This window comes from Paenibacillus phyllosphaerae, from assembly GCF_014192105.1.
In the GTDB taxonomy this organism is placed as follows: Bacteria; Bacillota; Bacilli; order Paenibacillales; family Paenibacillaceae; genus Paenibacillus_Z; species Paenibacillus_Z phyllosphaerae.
Map to the genome: position 1 here is coordinate 25,597 of NZ_JACHXK010000020.1, position 20,833 is coordinate 46,429.

General features: G+C 53.4%; 20 protein-coding genes and 1 pseudogene. 3 read left to right on the top strand and 18 right to left on the bottom strand.

The features are described 5' to 3' along the window. Window positions 1–33 precede the first annotated feature (33 nt). The 4 genes from FHS18_RS27880 to FHS18_RS27895 all read right to left on the bottom strand — a co-directional run bounded on the left by FHS18_RS27880 (window position 34) and on the right by FHS18_RS27895 (window position 7,324). The gene (locus tag FHS18_RS27880) at window positions 34–2,997 is read right to left on the bottom strand and encodes a DEAD/DEAH box helicase (protein WP_183603674.1); all 2,964 of its coding nucleotides are present in this window, start codon (window positions 2,995–2,997) and stop codon (window positions 34–36) included. Next, entirely contained in the window at window positions 2,994–4,586 is a 1,593-nt protein-coding gene (locus tag FHS18_RS27885) for an SWIM zinc finger family protein (RefSeq protein ID WP_183603675.1), read from the bottom strand. Before FHS18_RS27885 ends, FHS18_RS27880 begins: the two co-directional genes overlap by 4 nt. 136 nt (window positions 4,587–4,722) lie before the next feature. Continuing rightward, window positions 4,723–6,468, bottom strand: coding sequence for a sensor histidine kinase (locus FHS18_RS27890; RefSeq protein WP_183603676.1), 1,746 nt, complete (start codon window positions 6,466–6,468; stop codon window positions 4,723–4,725). Between the two features lie 181 nt (window positions 6,469–6,649). Then, window positions 6,650–7,324 carry a tetratricopeptide repeat protein gene (locus FHS18_RS27895; RefSeq protein WP_183603677.1) on the bottom strand — a complete coding sequence of 225 codons (675 nt, stop codon included), beginning with the start codon at window positions 7,322–7,324 and terminating at the stop codon, window positions 6,650–6,652. A gap of 165 nt (window positions 7,325–7,489) precedes the next feature. Between FHS18_RS27895 and glsA the strand changes: the two genes are divergently transcribed. After that, the gene (gene glsA, locus FHS18_RS27900; protein WP_183603678.1) at window positions 7,490–8,425 is read left to right on the top strand and encodes a glutaminase A; all 936 of its coding nucleotides are present in this window, start codon (window positions 7,490–7,492) and stop codon (window positions 8,423–8,425) included. Between the two features lie 84 nt (window positions 8,426–8,509). On the opposite strand, the pseudogene FHS18_RS34665 reads toward glsA, so the two are convergent. The 13 genes and pseudogenes from FHS18_RS34665 to FHS18_RS27960 form a co-directional block, all read right to left on the bottom strand. Next, window positions 8,510–8,608: pseudogene (locus FHS18_RS34665) on the bottom strand (helix-turn-helix domain-containing protein); the annotation flags it as partial. A gap of 9 nt (window positions 8,609–8,617) precedes the next feature. Continuing rightward, the gene (locus FHS18_RS27905) at window positions 8,618–10,198 is read right to left on the bottom strand and encodes a recombinase family protein (protein WP_183603679.1); all 1,581 of its coding nucleotides are present in this window, start codon (window positions 10,196–10,198) and stop codon (window positions 8,618–8,620) included. Beyond that, window positions 10,195–10,389, bottom strand: coding sequence for a hypothetical protein (locus FHS18_RS27910; protein ID WP_183603680.1), 195 nt, complete (start codon window positions 10,387–10,389; stop codon window positions 10,195–10,197). The genes FHS18_RS27905 and FHS18_RS27910 overlap by 4 nt, the downstream gene beginning before the upstream one ends. Window positions 10,390–10,490: 101 nt before the next feature. Then, the gene (locus tag FHS18_RS27915; protein WP_183603681.1) at window positions 10,491–11,690 is read right to left on the bottom strand and encodes a site-specific DNA-methyltransferase; all 1,200 of its coding nucleotides are present in this window, start codon (window positions 11,688–11,690) and stop codon (window positions 10,491–10,493) included. Window positions 11,691–11,708: 18 nt separating this feature from the next. After that, complete coding sequence (locus FHS18_RS27920) at window positions 11,709–11,936, bottom strand: helix-turn-helix domain-containing protein (RefSeq protein ID WP_409348591.1); 228 nt, start codon at window positions 11,934–11,936, stop codon at window positions 11,709–11,711. Between the two features lie 211 nt (window positions 11,937–12,147). Next, a complete protein-coding gene (locus tag FHS18_RS27925) occupies window positions 12,148–12,354 on the bottom strand; it encodes a helix-turn-helix domain-containing protein (protein ID WP_183603682.1) in 207 nt (68 codons plus the stop codon). Window positions 12,355–12,475: 121 nt separating this feature from the next. Beyond that, window positions 12,476–12,853 (bottom strand): hypothetical protein, encoded by a 378-nt coding sequence (locus FHS18_RS27930; RefSeq protein WP_183603683.1) that lies wholly within the window; start codon window positions 12,851–12,853, stop codon window positions 12,476–12,478. Window positions 12,854–12,868: 15 nt separating this feature from the next. Next, on the bottom strand, window positions 12,869–12,988 hold the full coding sequence (locus FHS18_RS27935) for a cyclic lactone autoinducer peptide (protein ID WP_183603684.1): 120 nt from the start codon (window positions 12,986–12,988) through the stop codon (window positions 12,869–12,871). Next, window positions 12,985–13,527, bottom strand: coding sequence for an accessory gene regulator ArgB-like protein (locus FHS18_RS27940; protein WP_183603685.1), 543 nt, complete (start codon window positions 13,525–13,527; stop codon window positions 12,985–12,987). The genes FHS18_RS27935 and FHS18_RS27940 overlap by 4 nt, the downstream gene beginning before the upstream one ends. A gap of 1 nt (window position 13,528) precedes the next feature. Next, a complete protein-coding gene (locus FHS18_RS27945) occupies window positions 13,529–14,155 on the bottom strand; it encodes a hypothetical protein (protein WP_183603686.1) in 627 nt (208 codons plus the stop codon). A gap of 34 nt (window positions 14,156–14,189) precedes the next feature. Further along, window positions 14,190–14,378: a helix-turn-helix domain-containing protein gene (locus FHS18_RS27950; protein ID WP_183603687.1), complete on the bottom strand. Its 189-nt coding sequence runs from the start codon at window positions 14,376–14,378 to the stop codon at window positions 14,190–14,192. 78 nt (window positions 14,379–14,456) lie between these two features. Then, window positions 14,457–15,584: a site-specific integrase gene (locus FHS18_RS27955; protein WP_183603688.1), complete on the bottom strand. Its 1,128-nt coding sequence runs from the start codon at window positions 15,582–15,584 to the stop codon at window positions 14,457–14,459. Between the two features lie 386 nt (window positions 15,585–15,970). After that, on the bottom strand, window positions 15,971–17,086 hold the full coding sequence (locus tag FHS18_RS27960) for a YhcN/YlaJ family sporulation lipoprotein (RefSeq protein ID WP_183603689.1): 1,116 nt from the start codon (window positions 17,084–17,086) through the stop codon (window positions 15,971–15,973). Window positions 17,087–17,312: 226 nt separating this feature from the next. Here FHS18_RS27960 and FHS18_RS27965 point away from each other — a divergent pair, with 226 nt between their 5' ends. Further along, entirely contained in the window at window positions 17,313–18,305 is a 993-nt protein-coding gene (locus FHS18_RS27965; protein ID WP_281378880.1) for a ketoacyl-ACP synthase III, read from the top strand. A gap of 89 nt (window positions 18,306–18,394) precedes the next feature. On the opposite strand, the gene FHS18_RS27970 is transcribed toward FHS18_RS27965, so the two are convergent. Beyond that, window positions 18,395–19,531, bottom strand: coding sequence for an iron-containing alcohol dehydrogenase (locus tag FHS18_RS27970; protein ID WP_183603690.1), 1,137 nt, complete (start codon window positions 19,529–19,531; stop codon window positions 18,395–18,397). 177 nt (window positions 19,532–19,708) lie between these two features. Here FHS18_RS27970 and FHS18_RS27975 point away from each other — a divergent pair, with 177 nt between their 5' ends. Then, entirely contained in the window at window positions 19,709–20,791 is a 1,083-nt protein-coding gene (locus FHS18_RS27975) for a glycosyltransferase family 4 protein (RefSeq protein ID WP_183603691.1), read from the top strand. The last annotated feature ends 42 nt before the right edge of the window (window positions 20,792–20,833 follow it).

Consider the following 20,833-nt stretch of genomic DNA (forward strand, 5'->3'; position numbering starts at 1 on the left):
CTCCTTCATCGCAAGTTCGTTCCTCCCCGCGGGCTAACCTTTCAGCCGCTGCTTGCGCAGCGTGAACAGCTCGCGAAGCTCATCGGTCGACATCTCGGTAATCCAGTTCTCGGATTGTCCGACGACTTGCTCGTTGAGCAGCTGTTTGCGGGATATCATATCGTCGATCCGCTCTTCCAGCGTACCGAGCGTTACATACTTGTGCACCTGAACGCTGCGCGTCTGTCCGATTCGGAACGCGCGGTCCGTCGCCTGATTCTCGACCGCGGGATTCCACCACCGGTCGAAATGGATGACGTGATTCGCCGCCGTCAGGTTGAGACCGGTTCCTCCGGCCTTCAAAGAGAGCACGAACGCGCAGCCCGGCACCTGTTCATTCTGGAAGTTCGCGATCATCGCATCGCGGTTCGCCTTCGGAACGCCCCCATGGAGATAAGGAGTAGGAATGCCGATCCGCTCATCGATCAGCCGTTTCAGCGCATGGCCCATCTCGATATATTGAGTGAAGATCAGGCAGCGCTCTCCTTCGGCCGCGATCTCTTCGATCATCTCCAGCAAGCGGAGCACCTTATTGGAACGCTCCGGCTCCCAAGCTGCCGGGTTCGTGCTCAGATCTTCATTCAGCAACAGACTCGGGTGGTCGCACACCTGCTTAAGCCGCGTCAGCATCGACAGAATTAAGCCGCGGCGCTGCATCGCGCCGGCTGATTCCAGCTGGCGCAGCAGATCCGATACGAGATTCTCGTAGATGGTTCCCTGCTCGACCGTCAAGGATAGATAGGTCTGCATCTCGTTCTTCTCCGGCAGCGACAACTGAATCGATGGATCCTTCTTGACCCTCCGCAGCATGAACGGCTTCACCCAGCGCTGGAGCTCAGCGATCAGATTCTCGTCGCGCTCCCGCTCGATCGGCTGCACGACAGCCCGTCTGAAGTCGCCGAGGCTGCCGAGATACCCCGGATTAATAAAATCATATATGGACCACAGCTCGGTAAGCCGGTTCTCCATCGGGGTTCCTGTCAGCGCGATCCGGTGACGGGCGGGAAACGCCCTGATCGCTGTCGATTGTTTCGTATAGTAGTTCTTGATATTCTGCGCTTCATCGAGGCATACAACATCCCACTGCGTGTCGCCGAGCTCTTCCTCGTCCAGCGGCGTGAGCGCATAAGAGGTAATCACGAGATCGACCTCTTCAACTGCAGCCGCGAATAAAGGACCTCTCGCCCGCTTCGGTCCGTAGTGGACATGCACGCGCAGCGATGGCGCGAACTTCTCGAGTTCTTTCTCCCAGTTGCCAATGACCGAAGTTGGGCAAATGAGCAGTGATGGACCCAGCTTCACGTTGCCGCTCTTCTCGATCACATGCTGCAGATAAGCTGTGAACTGGATCGTCTTCCCGAGACCCATATCGTCAGCCAAGCAGCCGCCGATGCCGAATTGGCGCAGGAAAGCGAGCCATGATACGCCCTGCAGCTGATACGGCCGCAGCTCGCCGAGGAAGCCTTCCGGCTTCGTGATGAGGGGCAACTCGCTCGTCTCGCTCAGCTTGCCGATCCAGGCAGCCAGATGCTCGCTGAGCTCAACCTCCGCCTCGAGCGCTTCCTGATCTTCGCGTTCCGGTTCGAGCTCTGCCGAACCCCGCAAATGCATCTCGAGCACATCGCGCATCGTAAAGCCGTGCTTGCCGCCGTTCTTCTTCAGCCACCGGCGAATGCGGTCTACATCATCAGGATCCAGATGCACCCACTCTCCGCCGATCTGCGTCAGGCGGCGATTCTCCTCCGCTAGCCGGAGAAACTCGGTTTCGCTCATGTTGACGTTGCCGACAGCCAGCTTCCAGTCGAAATCGACGATCTGCTGCAGACCGAAGGTCGACTGTTCAGCCGAACCGGCGCCGATCGACGATTTGACCTTTGCCTTCAGGCGCAATCTGCGGTTGCGGACTGCCTCCCACCAGCCTGGGAGCAGCACCGGAGCGCCTGCAGCCAACAGTTTGCCGCTAGCTTCTTCGAGGAACGCGAACGCTTCGGCATCGGTTAGTTCCGTCTTCAGCATCGGTTCATCCGAATTGTTGCTTTCGCTGCTTGATAACGTCCAATCAGGAAGCGCAGAAGCCCATTTGGCTTCTTCCTTGCGCATCCGCAGATCAAAATAAGTCACCCATGCTTCCGGAACGCCGTTAGGCAGCAGCCAGCGAAGTGCAGCAAGACTGCTGCCGGATGTGTCGCCCTCACTAGATTGCCGAGCCGAAACCGGCACAAGCCGATGCCATGGACCTCCAGCCTCGCGATCCTGAACCGCAGGCCGCAAACGCCAGCCCGAAGAATCGTCCGGCTCGATCAATTGAAGCGCCATACGGAACGGCACGTCATCTTGTTTGAGGCCGATGGCGACCAACCAGTCATCCTCATCGGCAGCTTTCATTGCCAATACGGATTCGCCTGCCGCCTTCGCCGTCTCGCTCCATACGCCGGCCACAGAAGGATTGTCGGCGACCAGCTGTTCGACAATATAGCTGATCCAGCGTTCAACGCCGCCATCGCCTGACTCTGCAAGCGCGGCCTTAAGCTCTCGCGCTTCGGCCGCCTCCGGTTCAAGCGCAGGAATATCCAGCTTCCAGGCACGCAATTCTTCTGACCAATGCGCCCAGTCCGGGATGAACCAGCCGCTCATCAATGCCTTGCGCAGCAGTTGCGCGTACCGCATCAATTGCTCGGCGCGGTCGCTCCATTCGATGCGCAGCAGCCGGACAGGCGTTGGATCAGCCAAGTAATCCATGGCCAGAAGCGGCGGAATGATGAGCTCGACGACGCCGGTACGTTCATCTGTGCGGCTCTCGATCTCTGAGCCATACCAGGATGGCGCATGCCAGGCAAACAACAGCGTGCGCAGCCGCTGCGTCAATCCCGCATCGTGCTTCACCTGCAGCACGATGCCTTCTCCATCTTTCCAAAATCCGTCGATGTGTAATGTTTCCGCTCCCGTATAGCCTCTCATGTGATGATTTTTCCCCTCCACAGCTCTTCCTGCAACGCGCGCAGCCGCTGATGCCTATGGGCGATCTCATTGACGAAGCGATTCCACGCTTCCTGCTTCTTCTCTGCTTTGTACAGCTTCTCCAGCTTCTTCATCTGCTTGACCGCATTCCGGTACCCTTGCCGGTTGCGTGAGCGGATCCCGGTGTCGATCGCTTGATGGTACATCGGAATGAGCACGTGCGGCGCGCTCTTGGTTATCTCGCGGACGGCCTGCAAATCCAGCTCGTCGGGGTCGATCCCGATATACATCTGCAGATCCGCCCACTGCTCGTATCGCTGCTGCTCGATCCAATGATCGGAGAGCGCCGAATAAGAGAAAGGAAGGAAAGCGATCAGATGTTTCTCCCAGACCGGATTATCGGGCTGCCGCTCGTCGGCGATCCGGCACATCGATAGGAACGGTCCGAACGCGCGGGATTTCCGCTCAAACTGAAGACCGCCATAGATATAATCCATCCAAATCTCCAGCTTCTCCCACTTCGCGTCCTCAAGCCGGTCAAGCGCGCAATCGCAAGCAAGCAGCGCGGTGCGGTTGAATTCGGTATCGGTGAGCAGATGGACCGCTCTCGTATCCTCTCCATCGACGAATGCCAGGAAGGCGAGCGCCATCGGGTAGAAGGATGGCCGTTTGCCCGCTTGCTTCATCTGTTCGAATTCATCGGACAGCCACCGTTCTTCTTCTCCGCGCCACTGTACGTCATCGACAAGTCTGCCGAGCAGGGAAAAGTAAAGCGTTTCCCAGCGATGGAGCTGCTGCTCCCGGTCCATTTCACGCCGATGGAAGAACGAAGCCAAGCTCTGGATCGCTTCCCGCTCCGCACCCGTGAGCCCGGCCTCGAGCGTCTCGCCGCCAAGCTCGGTGTACTGATTAATCCAGGGCTCCGTCATCCGTGCGAAGGCCATCTCATAATAATAGCGGGAATAGCTGTCGGTAGCGGAATAAGCGCGCTCGGCTTGATCCGCCACGAACAGGACCGCATGCATCCAGTGCAGCTTCTTCAGCCGGTCCGGCCACGCCTTCGATTGCCCTTTAAGCGCCGTCAGCACGGATTGCAGCGGATGAAGGGAATGCCTGCACTGCCGCCAGGTGTCCCCGTACCTGCGTTCCATGTCTTCGAACCACTCTGCGGGGGTTACGGCCAGACCCTGGCCTTGCGCTTCTAATCCCGCCTTGGGCTGCGCATCCGCGGCATCGAGCTTCACCAGCCCTTGACCGCCGTAGAGCAGCCGGTTGTAAGCTTCATCGGGACTGTCGCCGACATAATTGCAATACGCAAAATAAACGGCTGCCATATGCTTGCAATAGCCGTTGTACGGACAGGTACAGGTGCTGAACGTAATCTCTTCCGCATCAATTGTCACGGCATAGACCTTCGTGCCGTTCACGGAGCCGTAGATGCTGGTGCCGTTCATTACTTCTACCGCACGAACCTTCTCTCTCCGGTAATAGTCCCAGCCGCGCTCTTGCATCTCCGCAGGCATGACCTCTGCTAGCTGCGATTCCAATTTCTCATCAAGGCCGTCGTCCAATCGAAAACGAGTGTGCAACCGTTCGTCCCTCCCGTTCAAGTTAAGCCATTCTTTCCATTATACCAAACAAAGACAAGAAATGCTCTTGCACAAAGGAGAAAAATACGTTCCTTCACACAAGAGCATCTCGATACGATGTAAGCTATTCGGTTCATTAATGCGGAATTCGTACGATGAAGGCGATCTTGCTGATGGTTTCCGTGTTCACCTGAACGGAACCTTTATAACTCTCTACGATGGACTTGACAATAGATAGGCCGAGCCCGGAATGCCCTTCTCCTTTGGTGCTGAAGCCGGATTTAAAGATCGGATTGTTCTGGACGAAGGATAAATCGCTGCACGAATTGCTTACCGTAAATTCCAAGTAGCCGTTCACAAGCGTACCTCCGACCGTTACGTTGCGTTCCTCTTCCGGCAGGAGCATAACCTCATCGAATGCGTTATCGATCAGATTGCCGAGCACTCTCGTCAGATCGAGCGACTTGACGCCTAACGCCAGTTTGTTCATGTCTTCCAAGCGGATGGTCAGCTCAATCTTGAGCGCTTCCGCCTGGGACATCTTGGATCGGATGAGCGCCGCGATTGCCGGATTGCCGATGTTGATCATATCGTTCATTTGTCTAATCTCGCCTGTAAGCTCCGCGGAGTATGCCTTCAGGTCATCGATCTTACCGAGCTGCGCGAGCGAATGGATCGTCTGCACGTGGTTCATGAAATCATGGCGCTGCGCCCTGATGGCCTGGAACAAGCCGTTAATCTCGTCGACATACGTTTCCTGCGCCGCTCTGGCCAATTTGTCCTGCGACTTCCGGTAAGAGGTCACGACAAGGAACGCTACAATGAGACTAATGATCGTTACGACAATCATAATAAGCGCAATGCTAAAAAATTGATGATCCAGCGCATCCTGAATGGACTGGTAGTCTGCCGTGAGCGTCAACACGTAACGGGTAAGCGGGTCGCCATTCTCATCTACGATGCTCGCGGAGCCTTGCATCGAGACGGGGAGGTACATTTTGAGCACATGCTTGCCGTTGATGGTCGTATTAACGGTCTGCAGTTCATTGCTCTTACTGACCTTGGCGATCAGATCCATGTCCTCGCTGTAGGCGTACTCGTATGCGCCGTAGATAATAGGCTGCTGTGTCCGGTGCTCCAGCTGGTCACCGGCTTCGGTCGTCGTAATCTGCGGACCAAGCGGGAACGTGCTTGGGTTAATGACCGCGATCTCGAGGAGCGTCTCATTATTCTCGAGCGTCTTGCTTATGAGTCCGTCCACGCCGGTCTTCTGATCGTACTCGAGCTGGCGGTCGTTATAACGAATGAACGGATCGATTATATAGTTCGTCGTGCCGTCGTTATAATAGCCCCACTTATTGATCTGGCTCGTGTCGGAGGTCGCAAGTTCGAACGGTCCCGTCCAGAAGTTCGGCAGGGACTGGCCCCAAGGAATCGTTACGTTGTGTACGCTAAGCAGCTGTTGGAACGCCATGTACCATGGATTCCAGGTGCTGGTCTTCACCCCGATCTCGTGTGGATCGGATGACTTATAGAGGACGATGTTGTCCGGCGTCTTCTTCATTAACGTAATGTGGGCGATACCGAGCTTCTCGCTCAGTTCCTTCAGCTGTTCGTTCGTCACGTTCTCAATGTCCGGATCGAGCGCATATTGCGCCGCAATCGCTGCCGCCCTTAATTCCCGTCCGATCTGCTGCTGATACGCTTCGGCGCCGATCCGAGACAGCTCGATCGATAATTCGATCTGCTTCGCGGTCGATTCGAGTTCGGATTCCAACTGGGATTCCAACGTGTTTTTTGTCGTAAAATAGTAAATCGTGTTGTTGGCGCCAAGCAGAACAGCAACCAAAATTATTGCAATCAGCCATATTTTGCCGCGCATTCACGAATCTCCCCTAGTTGCTCATCGTTGCCCAAATACACTGGTGTCTATGATGCCATTATGACGCATTTCCTTCATGCGAACAATGCTTATTTCCTATCTTCGCTATCTCTTATACCTATTAAAAAGAAAGGCGAGATATGCCGACTTCCGTCGATATATCTCGCCTTATTCATAATCATCAACCCTTCATCCGCCGCATCCAGGCAAGCAGCGCCCACTTTCGCTCTTGACGCTTCTTGTACTTCGGCAGCGCCTTATAGATATTGCTGCAAGCGGCCAGCGATTGCGCGGCTTCTTCCTTGCGCCCGAGTTCGGCATAGATTTGCGCCAGCCGGTAATAGGCTTCGCACGATGAGGTGTGTATGGTCTTGAATTCGTCCAGCGCGGCAATGGCGGCCTGCGGATTCGTCTTGGCGTGCAGCGCCGCCAGACGCAGGTAAGGCGTGCCGTATTTGACGCGGGGATTAATCGACAAGGCATTGCGAATCGCGGCTTCCGCGGACGCCTGTTCGCCTAATGCCGCCAACGATGTACCCAGATCATCCCAATATTCAGCCGAATGGTCGAGCGCGTCTTGCAGCGGCATCAGGAGTTCCTTGGCGGCGGCATATTTCTTCCGTTCGATGAGCAGTCTGGCAAGCTCATGCTTGGCAGGAATATCGTTCGGATTCATCAGCACTTGCTGACGCAAGCGGCGAATGGCCGCACCTCTGCGGAAAGGACGGATGATGCTTGGCGTAAGTCCGATGAATCTCCGGTCCACCAAATACAGCACCAGCAGCAGAACAAGAATAGCGAGCAGCGGATTGCCCAAAAGCTGCCAAAGAATCACAAATAAAATAAACTTACCCATAACTTCCCCCTAATACAACCGTGAAATAATTGCAATTATCCACCATATTGTACATGATCAGACAAGATTCGTGTAGATCGAACCATTCGGACCATTCGCGCTTGCGGCGAATTCACTCTACCACGTAAACTTAAAGTCAACAGCCATAAGGAGGCGAGCTTTCGCATGTTTGACCAATTACGCGCACAGCTTCCAGGGTGGGTACAGGATAGCCGTGCCCTGGCGAATCAAGGCAAGGTCGCCGCTTACATCCCCGAGCTCGCCAAAGCGCCTCAGCATGTACTGGGCATTACGGTAACCGGCCGCGGCGGCGAATCGGTCTCGGTCGGCGAGACCGATTTCAAATTTACGATGCAGAGCATATCGAAGGTGTTCACGCTGCTGCTCGCATTCATGGACCACGGCGAAGAAGGCGTATTCGCCAAGGTCGGCATGGAGCCGACGGGCGACGATTTCAACTCGATGCTGAAGCTGGAGCTCGTAGAGCCCGGCAAGCCGTTCAATCCGCTCATCAACGCCGGGGCGATCGCGGTGACGTCCTTGATTAAGGGCGACACGCCAGCCATCAAGACCGAGCGGATCCTCCGGTTCTTTAAGGAAGCGTCTGGAGGCGCGAATCTGGCCGTTAACTCAGCTGTCGCCAAGTCCGAATCCGCGACGGCGCACCGTAACCGCTCCCTTGCCTACTTCCTCAAAGACAACGAGGTGCTCGGCGAGGAGGTCGATGTCGAGGAAGTGCTGCAGGTTTATTTTGACCATTGCGCCGTTGAAGTGGATTGTCCGCAGCTGGCCCGCATGGCGCTGGTGCTGGCTCATGGAGGCGTCGACCCGATCACGGGCAGAGAGCTCGTGCCAAGACGTTACGTCCAGATAGCCAAGTCGTTCATGGTGACGTGCGGCATGTACAACGCCTCGGGCGAATTTGCCATCAAGGCGGGCATACCGGCCAAGAGCGGCGTATCCGGCGGTATTCTCGCTCTCGTCCCGGGCCAGTACGGGATCGGGATCGTAGGTCCTGCGCTCGGCGCCAAAGGCAACAGCACGGCAGGCGTCCATCTGCTCGAGCAGATGAGTACCGCCTTTGACTGGAGTTTATTCTAACGCCTTGCCATCTCATGTCAAAAAGCCTTCTTTACCACTCATACAAGTGGCGAAGAAGGCTTAAGCAAGGTTACGATGAACATGTCAAATTTTTAACTCCCCAAGCTTGATAAGCTCGACAACCGCTTGCGAACGACCTTTTACGTTTAATTTCTGCATGACGTTCGTCATAGGGTTTGAAACGCATGCTGCTCATGCGAAAGCGGTGCGGATATGCACCGTTCCATCACGGCTGACGGTGATCCTCGCTATGAGCCGTTTGAGCGTTAACCGGAGCGCTTCGAACTCTCCCTCCTCGAACTCCAAGGCCAGCAGCTTGCCTATGGCGCCTTGAATATAGGCCATCAGCCGTTCGCGGTCCATCTGTCTGTCCGTTTCCTGATGCAATTCGCGAAGCCGCCGCTCGTAGTGAGACAGCTCCTGCTCGCAGCTCGCCCGTTCATATTCGTATTGCCGCTCATCGATCGTCCCTTGCGCTCGTTCTTTGCGAAGCGCCAGCAATAAGGAACGGCTTCGCTCGATCTGCTTGAGCAGACTCTGTTCCTGCCTGTCAGCTGCGGAAGTATCGGGCATTATGCTGTCTTTGTACCGGTCGTAGAACGACTCGCTAGACCCTGCTGCACGTAATTGTTCCGAAAGCGCGGTAAGTACATCCTCCTTGAATGGGAGGTAGGGCAAATGGAAGCTGTTCAGGCAACCGAGATCCCCCTGCCTGCGACGTTTGGAGCAGATGAGGTAGCGATATTCTTGATCCGCGTGGCGGCCTTGCGATTTCATCGAGACCATCGACGAGCCGCAGTGCGCGCAATGGATGAAGCCGGCGAACACATTCTTCTTGTGGCGCGCGCCGCCCTGCTTTCCCCCGCTCCGCTGCGCCCGGATCTTTTGCGCCAAATCGAATAGATGATCGTCAATAATGGCTTCATGCGTGTTCGGCTCATGCGCCCGCTCCCATTTGTGCTTCTCGCGCTGAATGAGCTTTTTGGAGCGGTTGGTTAGATCATCCTCGTCATGATACACCAGCGTGGTCTCATATTTGTTGAATACATTCCTGCCCGTATACGCCTCGTTCTGCAGAATGCGCTGCACCGAACTGATGCCCCACAACCCGCCTTTGGGCGATGGGATACGCAATTGCTCGTTCAAGCGCTTGACGATCTCCTTCTCCCCCAACTGGTCGGCGGTATACAGCTTGAAGATAAGCTCGATAACCGATCGCGTCTCCTCATCCGGGACCAGCGATTTGCGCTCCCCGATGACGGCCTTCCTGTAACCGTATGGAGCGATGCTGCCTGTGAAATTTCCCTTGAGCGCCGATTGGCGGATGCCCCGGCGGGAACTGAAGCTGATCTGCTGGCTGAGCGTCTGGTTCACCGCAGAGATGATCTGGAATTTCAGCTCGTCGTGATTGTGAAGCGAATCGAAGCCTTCCTCGAGCGAGATTAAGCGGATGCCCAGCATATCGACGAGTTTCTTTTTCAAGGATAAGGAGTCCAGGGCATCCCGGGAGAAACGGGACAATGCCGCGAAGATGACCACATCGAAGGCGCGGCGCTTCGCATCTTGAAGAAGTTGTTGAATCGCCGGCCGGCTGATGATGTTCGTACCGGTGTCGCGGTCCTCATAGACAAAACCTTCGAGAATGTCCAGATCCAGCTGGCGCGCTTTCTCGCGGCAATTCGCCTCCTGATGCTCCGGACTGTCCTTCTGGCTTTCCTTCGTCGTGCTGACCCGGACATAGATGGCTGTGCGTCGACCTGCCGCCGGCATCATGGGCGTTTCCCGTTGTCTGCCGTGGAATTCGACCGCTGTTCCTTGCGTTTGGCCTGATGCTGCATATTGGCCCAACTGCCGGCGTGCTTATGAACCGTCTGTCGAACCAGATCCTCCACGATTTCCGTAAGGCTTCCCTCTCCCGCTTCAAAGATCAGGCTGTAGGCTTTGGAAGGTTTGCTTATGCTCATCCGGATGCTCTCCTTTCCACCGCTTGCTGGTAAAAAGGTATTCCGCCTCCATCTTGTACTATCACAAAAAAGCCGCTGCAGCCCCTCGGGCAACAACGGCTTCAAGCCATATAGATATCGGGGTGCGCGTGCTCGGCATGTGCGGATGCCAGCTCATATCCGCGGAACCCGCCGCCGCCCTGCCAATCCAGCTGTGTAGAGATCCCTTGCCGGCAGCTCCCGTCCACGACCCTTTTAAGGCGAGGCAGCGCAAAATCATGAATGTGGGTGCCGCTCTCGATGCCGATCCACCGCCGGTTCATCTTGTGTGCGGCCGCGGCTGTCGTGCCGGTGCCGAGATAAGCATCCAACACCCAGTCGCCTTCGTCGGTCAGCCAATGGAGGATTCGGAACAGCAGCGCCTCGTGCTTCTCATGCGGAAAACGGGTAATCGACCCGCTCATGGGGATATCGAGCCACAGATCGCTTAAGATGCGGTACGATCTTGGCGGCACGTAGTGCTCCGGCTTGCCGGTGCGGCTGAGCCGAACGAAGTTCAAGGCGATGCCTTCGGTCTGCAGCTTGGACAAATAATAATCGTCGATGCTCATCTGTCCGCCAGTCTCGGCCAGATACTGTTCATGATTGCGCATTGCGCCGCGCGTGCGCTCCTCCGACCACCGCCATTGGCCGCTTTCCGGCCGAATGCCGAAAATTTCGTACCGCATCGTCGGGCGGTTCGTCCCGCGCCAATGATTGTTCCATGTGCCCGGCTGAGGCTTGTCCAGCTGGCTCATGCAATGCCGAAACCGCGTATCCGGCGAGTTGGCATATAACAGAATCGAGTCATGACCGGAAGCGAGCGCATCGATCGTATCGAACTGATGCTGCACGTTTTTGGTGCCGCGTTTGACGATAATTTCATTGCGGAACTGCCGGTCGAACACTTCGTCGAGCAGCAGCTTCAGCCTCGCCGCTTCGCGATAGTCGATCTGCACCGCAATGACGCCGTCCGGACGCAACAACCGGCGCATCAGCTTCAGCCGCTGCCGCATCTGCGACAACCAAACGTCCGAATCCGCGCCGTCATCATAATGCTCGAACATCGAGCCGGTATTGTACGGCGGATCAATGAAGATGCACTTGATGCTCGCGGCACAACGCGCTTCCAGCAGTTGCAGCGCAGCAAGGTTATCGCCGTATATGAGCATATTCGCAGCATCCGGGGCGCCGTATGACAGGCTGCGGTTCTCCGTCAGCTGCCAGTCTTCAACTTCACTTCCGGCGCACGCGGGCGCAAGCTTTATTTTTCCTCGTGCCATGCTTGTTCGCTCCTTCTCTCACGCCTGCCCAGCCTTAGGCGCAAGTGTTTCAAACCCGATCACATTCGAGATATGATTACGTACCGTCTTCTCGCTGATAAACAGCTGTTGAGCGATGTCCCTAGTCGTTTTGTCCTGGACAAGAAGCTCGAAAACCTCGCGCTCACGATGGGTCAATAAAAATTTGCTCTTCTGGTCGTTTTCCCTCAATGTGTGGGGTACCGATGTATCACCCTTTATGCCCATTTATCGCGCGTTAATTCCTCTGATCGCTTACAGCGTGACGAATCTTGTCCATTCAGCTCGTCTTTGCTCTCCCATTATCGCTAGGACTCTTCGTTAATCGTCCGTATGCCGCCAAAGTTGCCACCACACTAGCTTGTCTTGGTAATTATTTGCGCAATCCGTTTTGTTGGCACAAAAAAAAGAGCAGCGGATTCGAGATCCGGCTGCCCATTTACGATTTGCCTTCTAACCAGTCAAAAAACACGTCGCGGGAGATTTTGATCCTCCTCCCGACCTTCACCACATGGAATTGCTTCGAATGAACAAGCTCATACGCCTGAACTTGCCCGATGTTCATGATCCGCTTAATATCCGCGACATCCAGCGTCTCGGGGTATTTGTCTCGGACGCTTGAAGTTGAAGGTACCGCTTCTTCCATGTTGTCACCACCCGTAACTATCTTAGTCGGGGGCGGGATTGTCTTATGCTAATCAATTGTTCAATTTTCACAATAGAAAAACAAAGGGACATCCACTAGATTCATGGACATCCATTATAAACTACACATATTCAAATCGCCTGTTTAATTTTTCTAATGCTCTTATAACCTCTTTGAAGTTAGCAACTGCAATGCTACAGCCCTTATCCCTTCGAATGACTGATTCAAAGTAGGCATAATTATGTTTCCTATCTAGTAGTTCAACTTTATGTAAATTCATTGCTGTTGCCCTATCAAAAGTCTCAATATGAATATCGGAATTCGCTAAGAAGCTTATCCAAAATTCGAGTGAACCAGGCAGAAACCCTTCTTGCTCGAGCGAATGAAACCAAACGCCTTTATGTTTACGATCGTACTGAATAAAAATAATGTCTTGAACATTAAGTTCGAATGGTTTTGTGCCGAGGGGATCTGCTGATACAGCTAATTTTTCTAACATAGGACCTTCACCGCCTTACAGCAGTTCTTCAGGTGTATCACCCTGATAGATGTACCATGTGCTAGCTGTTGACACAAACAAAATTGCAATTAAGCCCAGAAGGGTAGCAATCCGATACAAAACTTTTTTGGTCATTTTACCACCCCCTTCCTCTCCCTTATTGGAAGTTTAATAAGCGTGAGGCATTGCACCAAGAATGTTGATGCAAGGACAGGAGAACCGATTGCAAAATTAATTGCTACTAGCATTGTAGATGATAGCTTTAAAAATGGAAAATACTTTTTTTTGATGCGTGACTGTTTCTCAATATCAGAAGGTGAAAAAACAATCGCTAGAATTACGTTAATGACATTTAGAATGAAAACAAACTCTGCTCCTAAATCGCCCGTTAATGAAAGCGCTAAAACTCCAACTGTTGATACAACAATGCATGCAACCCCAGACTTCAGGTGATAGCCGCCTGATAGCTGTCGAAGGATTGCGAAGGATACCAATACTGTTATGGCCTCAATAAATGTATCCGTCACTAATGAGCCGATCAACGAAAAAAGGATGATTGTTAGGCCATTAATTAAAGCAGCTATTGCAAATTTCAATACATTTACAGATGCAGGATGTTCCGGGACTTTCGCTTTAATACCAACAGCAATCTTCAGTGACAAGGTATCGATCAACTTATTTGCTCAACTCCTTCTTCAGTAGAATGACAATGAAAAATACCATTGCCACAGCTACGACGATGAGATCGAGAATTACTTGCTGTCTAATAAGCAGAATACCGAATGTCAAAGTAGCAACCACAATAACAACAGCCACAACTATAGGCTCATATTTAAAACGTTTTTTAAACTTAGTCCCATATCCCCAACCGCGACTATAGCAGTAGTGGCAGATTAGAAAAGCAAGCATAGAAACGATTACCTGAAAGATATAACCTTTGATAGGACTGGCTTTAATATCTTCTATTGAGATCGAGAATACTGCAGTAGAAACTTCTGCTGAGATGGCTTGAAACAATATGTAAGCAAAATAGCCACCGAATGAACCAATGAAAGACCAATGAATAGGGACCTGCAAGAGAACTGTTAGCAGTAAAGCTAGCAGAAGCACATTCACAAATGGGACCAGATTAGCAAAGAAAAGTTCTTCTCTGAGCGTGAAACTTTGCAAACTCATAACTGCGGCAATTAATAAGGATGGCCACAAACAATCGGATAATTTAAAACGATAGAGAGTTAGAACTACTACAATTAAAGCAAGACTATCAAGCATCGAAAAAGTAACAAAAGGAATAAATTCCACCAGACATGACACCACCCGTTATTATATAAGTAAGCTAATTTTCTCTTTTCTTACGATGCTCCTCATATTCAATTACACTGCTTTTCAATATGAGGAAATAGCCACCTGATGCTTCTCTGAAAATTAATTTATTGCTTTGGCATAATCTGGTTATTTGTCTTCTTGTCACCTTCAGATGATCAGCAGCTTCTCCCGCAGTTAAAACCTCATCCAAGGGATTCAAATCTACCACTCCTAACATTTCTTCCATAAGACTTTTGTATCAAATATACTGCGTCTCACTTGAGACGTCAATGATGTCTTAAATGCCAAACAACAACTCATCCAACCCCCTCGCCGCTTCGCTCTGCATGTTCGGCAGCAAGTGCGAATAGCGGTTCAATGTCATCGATACGGTGGAATGGCCAAGACGCTCGGAGACGACTTTAATATGGACACCTTGCCGGAGAAGGAGACTGGCATGCGTATGGCGCAAATCGTGGAAGGTAATGGGCGGGGCTTGGTGCTCTTGCAATAGTTTATACCAGACCTTCATGATCGCACGCCCGGAAGTCGGCGTTCCGCGGGATGTGCAGACGACCAGGTCGTGATGCTGATAAGACGCATCGCCGGCCGCTCGCTCTTGATCGATCAGTTGCCGGTGTTCCTGCAGCATCTGAATGGTTGCTGGCGATATCGTGACCGAACGGATACTGCCTGCCGTTTTGGCGCCGGCGATCAGCTGCTTGCCATCGTGGCTCAACGTCTGCTGAATACGGATGATGCCTCCGTTTAATTCGATGTCCGACCAGCGCAACCCTAATATTTCTCCCTGGCGCATGCCTGTCATAACGGCAAGGTAGAACGCGATGGAATAACGGGACCTGCCTTTAATATGGGTCAGGAATTGCCCTACATATTCAGGGTCCCATACTTGCAGTTCACGGTGAGGAACACGCGGCTTCTCGATTCCCCGGGCGACATTCTTCTGGACAAGGTCGAGCCGCTCGGCTGCATTTAGTGAGGTATGCACGACGGATAGTATGCGATGGATCGTCTCGGGCGCCAGCTGTTTATCGCGGATAAGATGGGAGACGAAAGATTCAATGTGATAAGGAGTGAGCTGAGCAATAGGGACACTGCCCAGTTTGGGGAGGATGTGTAGCTTAATATAGACTTGATACGTTCGTTCCGTATGAAGGCTTATGCTGCTTCTCTTCTTCTCTAACCATTCTTGCAAAAAATCGCCATAGTGGACCCGGCTAATGTCCAGCGGCCTTCCGCCCTGATTGATCTGATGCTGCAATTCGACCATGGCGCGTTCCGCTTCTTTCTTGGTCCGGAACCCGCGCTGCTTTTTCCTCACCCGCTTTCCTTCCAGATTCTTGCCTAGCTCCACTTCAAACCACCATTTATTTTTCTTCAACTTTTTATCTTCATATACCGGCATGCTATCGAGCCCCTTTCGCTGCAACGCGTCGATGTCAACATCACGTATGTTTCAATGTATGCCGACTCAAGCCCCGCTAAGCACAGTTTTGCCGCCAGAATGCCGCCAATTCATGTTTTGATCCACCTGAAGTTGCTGTATTTCATGTGATCGCCTCATGAGTACATTACCCCTCAATGTGTGTCACCCCTCCTTGCTCGGGTTTTTGTGGTTTAACAAGGTTAAGGGATACAGTCAAAATATAGTATGAAAAGGCGAATAGAGTGGTGCGATTGTGCATAAAAATAGGCGCTTATACTGATAAGTCAAGACGTATATCCCCCACTACCGTTGGTTAAAACAAAACCGGATACCCCTTACTCTGGCATCCGGTCGGTCGGCCTTCATTATCTGCGATTGACCGCTTGCGGAGGGAAGATGCGCTCCACCATAGCGTTGAATTCGGCGATGTAGGCTTGAATCGGATGACCCAACCGTACATCCTCCATGTAGGCGCTCATACGGTCGACGAAATCGTTATCCGATGAAACGTATACATGCTCGACGGATGGATCCAGCTGCTTCACTTCGGCTGCGATCCGTTCCTTGAGATCAGCGGTCAGCATCATTGTATGCTGAGGCGTCGTGCCGAGTGCGGAATACGGACGGACAGGCTGGTTGCCGCTGCCATACATATCGTATTCCTTGCTCGTGCGGTAGCCTTTGGTCTGCCAGCGATTCTCGCCCACGCCATACGTGGTCATGTTCATTTTCTCATTGCCGGAGCGCATTGGGGCCGGATTGGTGAAGTTCGTCTCGTTGCGCAACTGGTTCATGTTGTAGTTGAAGCGGCTTGCATTCTGATTGCCGGAGAACGTGTCGTTCGTGCCTGGCAGCGATTTAGCTTGCAGACGTCCTGTCGATGTCGTCGATTTGGCTTGCAGACGTCCCGTCTTCGTGCTGTCGTAGCTCTTTGTCGAATCGAAACGGCCTCGCGCGTCCATATGGCGGCTTTCCATCATCATTTCATAATTCGACCGCCCCATGGTATCCCTCATGCTGCTGCGGGAATCCAAATGAGAGCCTGGTGGAAGGTAAGCCATGTCGGTACGGGACAACGGACGAACAGAGTCGGATACGGATTTGGCGGACAAACCTCCGCGGCCCAAATCTTTGCCCGATAACGCAACATAAGCATTATTGTCGGTGAGCATGACATAAGCTTGGCCGATGCCGCTCATATTCGAGATCTCTTCCGACAATTTCGGACTCATCTCCAACTGATAATTGCGATGGGAACCAATAATATTATTGCTGTTCAGGCGCCGCCCGTTCATTCGGTTGCGATCGTTCATTTGGTCGCTTGCAAAACGGTTCTTCAAAACCATATTGCCGTTGCCGTCTTCACGCACCTCGTACTGGCGAATATTGCGATTGCCCAGCTCACCGTGATTTTCAGAACAGCCGGCAATCAACGTGCCGAGCATTGCACCAGCTGCAAGCAGTAGCCATTTGCGCTGCATGAACCATCCTCCATTCACTTTTGGTCGAGCGTTAATGCCCCGACTATAGCGTTAGCGAAAGGAGGTGGGGCTATGCTGGCAGTTTATCGGTCGTCGAGCCAATCACTTCGTCCGTATGAAAAACAACAAAGGCCGCCTGCGCGCTCGTTGACAGCATTCCTCGTTTAAGGTAAAGTGTAGGTATTAGAACCTGGTACTAATACTAGATACTAAGGAGCTGGTCCGATTGTCTATCCCTGGATTTATCTCACAAGCCACCATCACTGCTTTTGGCTGTTATACACCTGAACGCGTTATGACCAATACGGAGATGGAATCGATCGTCGACACGAATGACGAATGGATCGTCCAACGTACTGGCATCCGTGAGCGCCGCATTGCCGGCGAAGACGAATTCACCTCGGATCTATGTTTCGCCGCGGTACGCAATCTGATGGAGCGCTATCCGGTAACCATCGACGATGTCGATTATATTCTTGTCGCTACATCGACGCCGGACACGATATTCCCGAGCATGGCGGCACGAATCCAAGCGGAGTTCGGCATCGAATCGTGCGGGTCGGCCGATATTCAAGCGGCTTGCGCCGGCTTCGTCAGCGCCCTGCAGCTCGCCAATGGCCTTATCCTAACAGGCGTTCATCGCAAAATTCTGGTTGTTGGCGCCGAGACGCTGACCAAAGCAACGGATTACACCGATCGCGCGACGTGTATCTTATTCGGCGACGGCGCGGGTGCCATGCTGCTGGAGCGCAGCGACACCGGCAGTTTCCTCGGCGCTTATGTATCGACTACGGGAGACGACAAAGGCGCCCTATACCGTTCAAGTCTATCCTCTGCTATCGCGGGCAACCCCATTCATACGAATGGCAAAATCGTACAGAACGGCCGCGAAGTCTACAAATGGGCGGTTACGAATGTGGCCAAAGGCGTCGGCACCATTCTTGAACGGTATGGCTATAGCGTCTCCGACCTCGATTGGTTCGTACCCCACAGCGCGAATCTGCGTATCATTGAATCGGTCTGCGAACGGACGGGGATCGAGCTCGGCAAAGCGCTCGCAAGCGTCAAATGGAACGGCAACACGTCGGCCGCTTCGATCCCGCTCGCACTCGATGCGGCCATCAAGGATGGCCGGCTGAAGGAAGGCGATCTGACCTTGCTCTATGGCTTTGGCGGCGGATTGACCGAATCGGCACTGCTGCTGCGCTGGTCGTTATAATGGGAAGAGGGAAGTCCATCTCATGCGGACTTCCCTCTTTGCGTCATGTGCTTTTCTTGCCTCAGGAAAATAAGTAAGATGCCCTCGCCTTAAACTCCGCCGTTCAACACCAGATGCTTTAGGCCTGTGTATCGGTCACGCAGCTTGTACGCCTCGCGAAGCGCCTCTTCAATGAGCGTCTCCGACAGCCCGATATCTGACGGGTCAGATGGGCCGCCGGCGCGAATGAGCCACTCCCGCAGCTGTCTTGCTGCCGGCAAGGTGCCATAGATCGACGGGTATTCTTCTGCCAGCCGTTCACGGTAGATCCCGGCCAGCAGCGCCGAGGCCACGCCAACCTTTGCCCCGTGCAGCAGCTGCCGGCGTCCTTCCGATATGTAGGCCATCTCCCAATGATGGGAGAGATGATGCTCGCCGCCCGAAGCCGGTCTGGAGTGGCCGATGAGCAGCATCGACCAGCCGGATAGCAGCAGCCCTTCCATCAACACTTCCACTCCCCGCGGGGAGCCTGTAGCGATCTCATCCACAGCTTCGACGCAGCCCAGCAGCGCACGCTCCGTCAGCTCATAGGCTAGCGGACAGAATGGCTCCCCGGCTTGCTCAGCTGAGAATTTCCAATCTGCCAGTGAAGTGAACTTGCCGAGCATGTCCGCGAATCCGGCAGCCGTCATCTTCTGCGGCGCTTGAACTAGTACATCGGTATCGGCGAATACGGCGACCGGACCGACGGCGGGCACGGTCTGTTTGACACCGGATATGATAAGCGGAGCGCCTACCGAGGTGAATCCGTCGACTGAAGCCGCGGTCGGCACCGAAATAAAGTCGCATCCCCGCTGAAAGCAGACGAAGCGGACGATGTCATGTATCGTTCCGGAACCCACAGCTAGAATGGCTTGGGCTTTCAATGGCGTCTCGAGCATAACTTGTACGACCGAACGCTCATCGGCAATGACATCGCCTTGCGCATCCGGCTGAATCGTGCAGAGCGTATAGGCAATCGCGGCTTCCGTCAGCTTGGCGGCGAGCGCTGCGCCGGCAGCTTCCCAGGTCTTCTCATCGACTACCAATCCGACGGCTCCATAAGAACGGCTCAGCAAATAAGGCGCGACTTGATTCAAGGCGCCTGATGCCAGCTCCCCCTCCATCTGAATCGGCGCATACAGCACGCCTTCAGGCTTCACGGCAGCTTCGCGGTTAACGGCTTCAACGGCAGAACGGATATTCACGGCTGTTCACTCTCTCCTCTGCTTTTTTCCTTTAATTGTAACACAACATGCTTGCAGCCGTCTCTTGCTCAGGCAGAGAGCAACCCATAGGTCAGGTATCCAATCGGGCACAGTCTATCGCCGCATAGTATAGATAGCAGCGTTAGTATCCTTGCGAGAGGGAGAGTCGATCATCCTATGAGACTGCTCTTCACCTACTTTCTGCCAAGCGGCGGCATTGAAACGCTAAACCGTCTGCGATGCCGCGCCCTTGCGCAAGCTGGAATTGAAGCGCATCTGCTTTACTTGCGGGATGGCGCAGGCAAGCAGAATATATCCGGTATCCCCTATTTCATCACCGATTCCGATGCCGACATCGGGGCCATCATCCAAGCGGGCAACTATGACGCGATCATCGCTTGCTGCGATCATCTCATGCTTCCTCGTCTGCGGGCGCTCGGGTATACGGGCAAGCTCCTTTATGAGGCGCAAGGTCTGGGCGAGCTAGATCAGGCTAAGGATACGATCGAATGGGCTGCGCCTTATATCCGTCTCTACGCACAAGGAATCTTAAGCCCGATCACGGCGCACTTAATGGAGCTGTTTAATCTTTATTTGCCTGATGTCCATCGCTTCTACCTGCATAACATGGTCGATACGCAAACTTTCAATTATCGCGCTTCGTCCTGGCTTAATCCCGCCAATCAACCAATTCTCGCCTGGATCGGCAGACTCGAGCCGAATAAGAACTGGTCGTTGTTCTTGCACATCGCGGCCATGGTGGCGCAGCATAAGCCGGATCTGACCTTGTGGATGTTCGAAGATGCGAATATCACCACGCCCGGAGAACGCGAACGGTTCACGGAGATGTTGGCCGCACTTCAACTGCAGCATCGCGTGGTATTGCGCTCCAACGTGCCGCACAGCGAGATGCCCTATTATATGTCGGCCGTAGGAGACTCCGGCGGGATGCTAGTATCGACTTCGAATGTCGAAGGTTTCGGCTATGCCGTCGCCGAGGCGATGAGCTGCTGCTGCCCGGTGCTGACCACGGATTCCGACGGCGTACGCGTCTTCATCAACCATAATCAGACCGGCAAATACTTCTATGGCCGCTCTGCCGAAGCAGGGATGTACGAAGCGCTCGATCTGATGAACAACCGACAATTGGCCGAACAGATCCGCCATAACGCGCTGGCTCATATTCAGACGCATTTCTCCGAGACCAAGTACATCGCGGATATGATCAATATACTGGGTACCTTGGGCTTGTACCGCTAGCATCGCGGTGGACCACAAATCGTATAGATGAGGTGAACGAAG

Bases quoted from the DNA above. Each gene is read 5' to 3' on its own strand.
- FHS18_RS27880 (WP_183603674.1), bottom strand. From the start codon at position 2,997: ATGAGAGGCTATACGGGAGCGGAAACATTACACATCGACGGATTTTGG.
- FHS18_RS27890 (WP_183603676.1), bottom strand. From the start codon at position 6,468: ATGCGCGGCAAAATATGGCTGATTGCAATAATTTTGGTTGCTGTTCTG.
- FHS18_RS27895 (WP_183603677.1), bottom strand. From the start codon at position 7,324: ATGGGTAAGTTTATTTTATTTGTGATTCTTTGGCAGCTTTTGGGCAAT.
- glsA (WP_183603678.1), top strand. From the start codon at position 7,490: ATGTTTGACCAATTACGCGCACAGCTTCCAGGGTGGGTACAGGATAGC.
- FHS18_RS27905 (WP_183603679.1), bottom strand. From the start codon at position 10,198: ATGATGCCGGCGGCAGGTCGACGCACAGCCATCTATGTCCGGGTCAGC.
- FHS18_RS27910 (WP_183603680.1), bottom strand. From the start codon at position 10,389: ATGAGCATAAGCAAACCTTCCAAAGCCTACAGCCTGATCTTTGAAGCG.
- FHS18_RS27915 (WP_183603681.1), bottom strand. From the start codon at position 11,690: ATGGCACGAGGAAAAATAAAGCTTGCGCCCGCGTGCGCCGGAAGTGAA.
- FHS18_RS27920 (WP_409348591.1), bottom strand. From the start codon at position 11,936: ATGGGCATAAAGGGTGATACATCGGTACCCCACACATTGAGGGAAAAC.
- FHS18_RS27925 (WP_183603682.1), bottom strand. From the start codon at position 12,354: ATGGAAGAAGCGGTACCTTCAACTTCAAGCGTCCGAGACAAATACCCC.
- FHS18_RS27930 (WP_183603683.1), bottom strand. From the start codon at position 12,853: ATGTTAGAAAAATTAGCTGTATCAGCAGATCCCCTCGGCACAAAACCA.
- FHS18_RS27935 (WP_183603684.1), bottom strand. From the start codon at position 12,988: ATGACCAAAAAAGTTTTGTATCGGATTGCTACCCTTCTGGGCTTAATT.
- FHS18_RS27955 (WP_183603688.1), bottom strand. From the start codon at position 15,584: ATGCCGGTATATGAAGATAAAAAGTTGAAGAAAAATAAATGGTGGTTT.
- FHS18_RS27960 (WP_183603689.1), bottom strand. From the start codon at position 17,086: ATGCAGCGCAAATGGCTACTGCTTGCAGCTGGTGCAATGCTCGGCACG.
- FHS18_RS27975 (WP_183603691.1), top strand. From the start codon at position 19,709: ATGAGACTGCTCTTCACCTACTTTCTGCCAAGCGGCGGCATTGAAACG.